The sequence below is a fragment of the Dysgonomonas sp. Shenzhen-Wh21 genome (genome assembly GCF_043392705.1).
GTDB lineage: Bacteria > Bacteroidota > Bacteroidia > Bacteroidales > Dysgonomonadaceae > Dysgonomonas.
The window spans coordinates 1-6,763 of sequence record NZ_JAIXHZ010000008.1; the positions used below are offsets into that span (position 1 = coordinate 1).

The window sequence follows — 6,763 nt, forward strand, 5'->3', positions numbered from 1 at the left end:
TCTTTATATACTGTTATTTAGAGAAATCTACTTTTGGAGGACTTTTCGGCTTCGAAAAGAAAGCTTATTTCGAAGCAGATCAGACTGCACAAACTCCTCCAAAAGTAGATTTCTCTAAATAACAGTATATAAAGACTTGAAATATACATATAAGATATTGCTTCTATTATTGCTTGTGCCGGTATTACTATTGGCACAAGACGATGATTTACCCAACCCCATCACCAGCCCTTCACCCAGACTGGTAAACGATTTCAGTAATACATTTACGAGTGAACAGAGAGAAGACTTGGAGAGAATACTCCTCGCCTATAATGATTCTACTTCTACTCAAATTTATGTGGTTACTGTGGATGATCTAAAAGGTTACGACATCTCCGATTATGCAGCCCGATTGGGACAAAAATGGGGAATCGGACAAAAAGACAAAAACAATGGGGTACTTATACTTATCAAGCCTCGAATAGGCAATGAAAGAGGAAGAGTATTTATCGCCACAGGGTATGGTGTAGAACATATCTTAACCGATGGACGTGTAGGGCGTATCATCGACCAATACATGATCCCTTACCTTCAGAATGGGGATTACTATAATGCAACCAAAGGAGCTATCGGAGCCATAATAAAATATCTATCGGGAGAGTTCCAAGCTGATGAAGATAACGGAGATAAAGGTTCTCTTGTAGGACAAGTCTTTATCATATTATTCATCCTCTTTATCTTGTATATTTCGTACCGAAACAATAAGGGAGGTCCATCTTCGGGAGGACGCAACCGTGGAGGCGGTGGCTACTATGGTGGCTGGGGAAGCGGACGATCGGGAGGTGGCTGGAGCAGCGGGGGTGGCTTTGGTGGCGGAGGAGGCGGAAGCTTCGGAGGTGGTGGCGCGGGAAGAGGTTTCTGAGAAATCCTATAAAATATACGCTTATGGCAATCAATATAAGACCTCAGGCATTAAGATCACAGATCTTTATACTCGCTACAGGAATCATTCTGGGTATAATGGTGATGTACCTCATTAATACAAAAAAGAATGCTACGGTACAGATATCCCACAATATGATACTTCAAGAAATAGAAAGTCTTGGCAATCTTGAAGTAACCAAGTATAGTATTCAGGATATGATGGAGTATAAAAAAATTCGAAGATGGCTGCCTAACGCAAAAACAGGACTAATTATATATGGAGAAGTGATATGCTGTGTAGACCTGACCAAGCTAAAACCCGAAGACATAACTGTTTCAGAAAAAACAATACACCTGCAACTCCCCTCTCCCGAAATATGCCATGTAAAAGTTGATCATTCCAAATCGAGAGTATACGACATGGAATTCGGTCTATGGGAATCAACGAATATAGTTGATGAAGCATACACCTTTGCAGAACAACAGCTCAACGAAAAGGCCAAACAATTGGATATGCTCAGCCAAAGCAGAGACAATGCCGTAAACCTATTGAAACCTATCCTAAAAGCGATGGGATTCGAAGAGGTAGTTATTACATTCAGATCTAAATCGGGCAAAGGATAAACCCCTTTTCATCAACAACCTCTATACCTCATACTTTAATTCTATATCTATTTTATTTAACATTAGAAGCCCTCAATTATATTCTATAATATTTAATTTTGCACAATCAAATTTAGGGAAACTAAAATAATGAATGATAGTTTAAAATTAAATAATCAATTATGCTTTCCGATATATGCTTTATCGAGACAAGTTACTGCAATATATCGTCCTTATCTCGATAAGATCGGGCTCACTTATCCACAGTACCTCGTCATTATGGTTTTATGGGAATATAAAACGGTAACAGTAAAGCAACTAGGCGAATTACTTTGGCTCGATAGCGGAACTCTTACCCCACTCTTGAAAAGGATGGAAGCAAATGGATTCCTTATCCGCAAGCGTTCTTCCGAAGACGAAAGAGTAGTTGATATTCTTATCACAGAAAAAGGTGAAGCTTTGGAGAAAGAAGCAGAATCTATCCCTCCGGCAATGAAGAAAGCATTGGAGATTGGAGATGAGGAATTGGTAACACTTCGGGAGCATCTAAAAAAAATACTGAATATAACGAGTAAATGCAATGCCAAATTGCTATAAATATTTTCTAATTACAATAAAACAACAAAAAACAATATGAGCTTAATAGAATCTTTGGAATGGAGATATGCAACAAAAAAATTTGACTCTTCAAAAAAAGTAGATCAAAAATTAGTCAACGATATTATTGATGCAGCTTGGCTTGCACCTACTTCATCGGGATTACAACCTTTTGAAGTAATAGAAATCACAAACCAAGAATTAAAAGAAAAGATCGTTCCGATTGCATTCAACCAAAAACAAATAGCCGATGCATCGCACCTATTGGTGTTTGCCGCATGGGACAATTATACAGCACAACGCATAGACACAATATACAAACACACCACAGACGGCCGGAAGCAGGACCCCAACCAGTATAAAGATTACACAGATAGACTAAAAAATGCGTATTTACAGCGTCCGGCCGAGCTGAACTTCGAGCATGCAGCCCGTCAGTCATATATTGCATTTGCATTCGCAATGGCAATGGCTGCAGAGCTTAAAGTAGACAGCACTCCAATGGAGGGTTTTGATAATGATGCACTAGATAAATTATTAAATTTGAACGAACGTGGCCTCAAAAGTGTTACAATACTACCATTAGGTTATCGTGACGAAAATAATGACTGGCTCGTAAATCTAAAAAAAGTGCGTCACCCTAAAAAAGATTTTCTTATCGAAATAAAATAATAATATTAACTAACGCTTAAAAAACAAAAAATTATGGCAAAAATAACATTTAAAGGATCTCCGGTTAATACCAGTGGACAATTACCTGCAGTAGGTTCAGTAGCTCCGGCTTTCACTCTTGTAAAAAAAGATTTATCAGACGTTACATTGAAAGATCTTAAAGGTAAAAATGTAATTCTAAATATTTTCCCAAGTATCGACACCGGAGTATGTGCTGCATCAGTTCGCAAATTTAACAAAGAAGCGGCAAGCCTTCCTAACACTGTTGTATTGGCTATCTCTGCCGACCTTCCATTTGCTGCAGGTCGTTTCTGTACAGCAGAAGGTATAGATAATGTAGAACCTGCTTCTGTTTTCAGAAATGCTGAATTTGCAAAAGATTATGGAGTATTAACTGTTGACGGCCCATTGAAAGGTCTTTTGGCTCGTTCGGTAGTAGTACTTGATGCTGATGGAAAGGTGCTATACAACGAATTAGTAGAAGAAACTACAAATGAACCGAACTATGAGGCGGCTTTAAGTGTTCTAAAAAAATAAAAAATCGGATAGCTGTAAAGCAATAAGAAGTATTTTTCAATCAAGGCTTTTGCATTATATGTAGAAGCCTTGTGCTTTTAGTTTCTATCGCATTGTTTACAAACTGCATATTGAATACAATGATCTGAAAAACATTATAATTATTTTACAATTACAGACCTGCGACTTACTAAGTCAGACAAAAGATTCTTATCTTTGCAACACTATAAACAAATAAATACTCCAATGAGAATATCTAAGTAATACGATGGTTGTAACAACCATTTTGTCAAATTCGGATTATCCGGTACATTTTGGTTAAATCAGTATTCAAATATATCAGACTATCCGCAGTCTGCTAAACTTAGATATCATGTAATCCTCTATTTTTAAAGAATAAAAAGTATCAATCGATACTTTTATGTAAGTTGCATTTTGTTCAAACTTTTGAACAAAGTCCTCAACTATCATGGCATATGCCATAAAACACAATTACCTAATTATTTATTAAAAAATAGGTTTATGAGTATTATCGTAAAACAACTATCATATATACATCCTGATAAGGAGCCTTTGTTTCATAATATCAATTTTTCTGTTTCTAAAGGACAAAAGGTTTCTTTGATTGGCAGTAACGGATCAGGAAAGTCGACACTCTTAGGTATCATTGCAGGAAGGTTGCAACCATCGGAAGGAGAAGTTATCTATCAGGATGGGCTACCATATTATGTACCTCAACATTTCGGACAATATGATCATTACACTGTTGCAGAAGCATTACAAATCAGTGAGAAATTGAGAGCGCTTCATGCGATACTAGAAGGAAATACAGACACGACCAACTTTACAATTCTCGATGATGACTGGAATATCGAAGAAAATGCGTATAGTGCCCTCTCAAAATGGGGTTTATCTCATATTCGGCTATCTGAGACGATGAAAAATCTTAGTGGCGGAGAAAAAACAAAAGTATTCTTAGCAGGGACTTACATTCATTCTCCCGCTAATATGTTACTGGATGAACCGTCGAATCATCTAGACAAAACAGGGCGAGAGCGATTGTATGATTTGATAAAAAATAGTAATGCGACTGTAATTATTGTAAGCCACGATCGCACTTTACTCAATTTGATTGATATTACGTTTGAACTTACACACAATCAAATTGAAGTCTATGGTGGGAACTATGAGTTTTACAAAATTCAGAAAGCTGAACAGCAAGAAGCATTACAATCCCAATTTGAAGAAAAACAAAAAGAACTCCGCAAAGCCCGAAATATAGCCAGAGAAACAGCTGAGAGAAAACAAAAACGTGATGCACGAGGTAAAAAGGACTTGGGAGATAAAGGTATTCCACGCATCATGCTAAATACGATACGCAACAGGGCGGAATCGAGTGCAGCAAAGTTGCAAGATGCTCATGCCAATAAAATGGAGAATATTGCGGATGAAATAAAACAGTTACGCCAACAGCTACCCGAAAAAAAAGATCTCAAATTAAATTTTGATGATGCGAATCTTGATATCGGGAAAATATTGGTAACTGCCCAAAATATCAATTTTGGCTATAGCAATGAGATGCTATGGAGCAATCCTCTCAATTTCGAAATAAGAAGTGGAGAAAGGATAGTTATAAAAGGAGAAAATGGAACGGGGAAAACAACCCTGCTTAAAATTATATTTGGAATCTTAGAGCCTAAGCAAGGATATATTATCCGATCGGATTTTCAGTACTTATACATCGATCAGGATTATTCTATTATCGATAATGAACTTACGGTTTTTGATCAATTACAAAAATTCAATTCATATCATTTGAGTGAAGATGAATTACGCATTTTACTGCATAGATATTTGTTTACATATAATACATGGAACAAGCCATGCAAGATTTTGAGTGGTGGTGAAAAAATGAGGTTGGTATTTTGCTGTATGCAAGTTGATAACAAAGCTCCTGATATGTTTATTCTGGATGAACCGACTAATAATCTAGACATTCAAAGTTTGGATATTGTCACCGATACAATAAAAGATTATAAAGGAACTCTTCTGGTGATATCACACGATACATACTTTGTAAGAAAGATAGGTATAACAAAAGAAATAGAGCTGAAGGATTATTAAATCCTTCAGCTCATATCCTATGTTCAATAATTCTGTTCGAATTTTTTATTTTACAAAAGAAAAAGCTAATGCAGCCTGATCTTTAGGAAGTCCTGCCGGGATTGAGACTTCAATTCCTTGTGCTGTTTTCTTCCACTTTACAGTTTTACCTGTCTGCAAGAATTTCATTTTACTTCCTTTCGCGGGTTCATTACCTTTCCATACAACAGTAGTAGGCAGAGGCTCTCCTTCTTCCAAGCAAACAATAGCATATATCGTTTTGCCATATCTACTTTGGGTGAACCACGTTTTACCATCATTATAAACAGGAGTAATGCGTGTGTTATATATTGCTTCTCCATTCTTGATTGTCCAATCACCTATTTTCTCCAATCGTTCAACTACCTGATCCGGCAATGTTCCGTCAGGCTTTGGACCGATACCCAATAATAAATTTCCTCCTTTCGCTACAATCTCCACGAGGGTATGTATTACAGCAGCCGGTGATTTATACTGATCTGTCGGTACATATCCCCAGTCCCAACCAAGGGTAATACAACTCTCCCAAGGATGATCAAGTTGTGTTTCGGGAATACCCCTTTCCGGTGTCTGATAATTTTCATTTTCTCCGGGAACGGTACGGTCTACAACCAATATACCGGGCTGATAACGTCGTGCCATTGCAGCTATTTTAGGCATATCAATATCTTGAGCTCCTCTATAATTTTTACCGGCACGCTCGGCATCTCCGCTACGTGCAGGACGTACCCAGCCACCATCGAGCCACAATATATCAATATTACCATAGTCGCCGTTCATAAGTTCCTCTATCTGATTATAGGTAAACTCTTTAAATTTGTTCCATCTCCACTTATTTTTTTCAATATCGTAATTATTATTACGGTTGGGAGTCGGGTATCTATCCCACCAATAATATTGAGAATGCCAGTCGGGTTTTGAATAGTAAGCTCCTATCATATAACCTTCGCTACGAAAAGCATTGAACACTTCTTTAGCAATATTACTACGTGGGTCATTCTTAAATGCACCCTTCGTTACCGAAAAATCGGATTGCTTTGTATCAAACAGGTTAAACCCATCGTGGTGCTTTGTTGTGAAAACAACGTAATTCATACCTGCCTTTTTTCCATACTTAGCCCAAGAAGCCGGATCTAGCTTTTCGGGCTTGAAGCTATTTATTGTATTCCAATAGTTTCGTTTATAGGCATCATAAGTAATTGTAGAATCTCGAGGGATCCAATCTTCTTCTTCACCGCAAATAGACCATGATTCTACAATTCCCAACTGAGAGTATAATCCGTAGTGAATAAGCATTCCAAACTTCTGGTCTTGCCATTTGTCGAGC

General features: G+C 37.4%; 7 protein-coding genes. 6 read left to right on the forward strand and 1 reads right to left on the reverse strand.

Annotated features, from left to right (window positions below):
• The first annotated feature begins 136 nt into the window (after positions 1–136).
• From LDB17_RS00205 to LDB17_RS00230, 6 genes are all read left to right on the forward strand, one after another.
• Entirely contained in the window at positions 137–904 is a 768-nt protein-coding gene (locus LDB17_RS00205; RefSeq protein ID WP_252638157.1) for a YgcG family protein, read from the forward strand.
• Between the two features lie 23 nt (positions 905–927).
• Complete coding sequence (locus tag LDB17_RS00210) at positions 928–1,530, forward strand: DUF4230 domain-containing protein (protein WP_252638158.1); 603 nt, start codon at positions 928–930, stop codon at positions 1,528–1,530.
• A gap of 129 nt (positions 1,531–1,659) precedes the next feature.
• Complete coding sequence (locus LDB17_RS00215; protein WP_006842889.1) at positions 1,660–2,106, forward strand: MarR family winged helix-turn-helix transcriptional regulator; 447 nt, start codon at positions 1,660–1,662, stop codon at positions 2,104–2,106.
• A gap of 36 nt (positions 2,107–2,142) precedes the next feature.
• Positions 2,143–2,778: a nitroreductase family protein gene (locus LDB17_RS00220; protein WP_252638160.1), complete on the forward strand. Its 636-nt coding sequence runs from the start codon at positions 2,143–2,145 to the stop codon at positions 2,776–2,778.
• Between the two features lie 33 nt (positions 2,779–2,811).
• Positions 2,812–3,315 carry a thiol peroxidase gene (gene tpx, locus LDB17_RS00225; RefSeq protein WP_252638162.1) on the forward strand — a complete coding sequence of 168 codons (504 nt, stop codon included), beginning with the start codon at positions 2,812–2,814 and terminating at the stop codon, positions 3,313–3,315.
• 501 nt (positions 3,316–3,816) lie between these two features.
• Entirely contained in the window at positions 3,817–5,418 is a 1,602-nt protein-coding gene (locus LDB17_RS00230) for an ABC-F family ATP-binding cassette domain-containing protein (RefSeq protein ID WP_252638163.1), read from the forward strand.
• 45 nt (positions 5,419–5,463) lie between these two features.
• On the opposite strand, the gene LDB17_RS00235 is transcribed toward LDB17_RS00230, so the two are convergent.
• Positions 5,464–6,763, reverse strand: a 1,300-nt coding sequence (locus LDB17_RS00235) for an alpha-L-fucosidase (RefSeq protein WP_393924818.1), incomplete at its 5' end; no start/stop codon positions are given.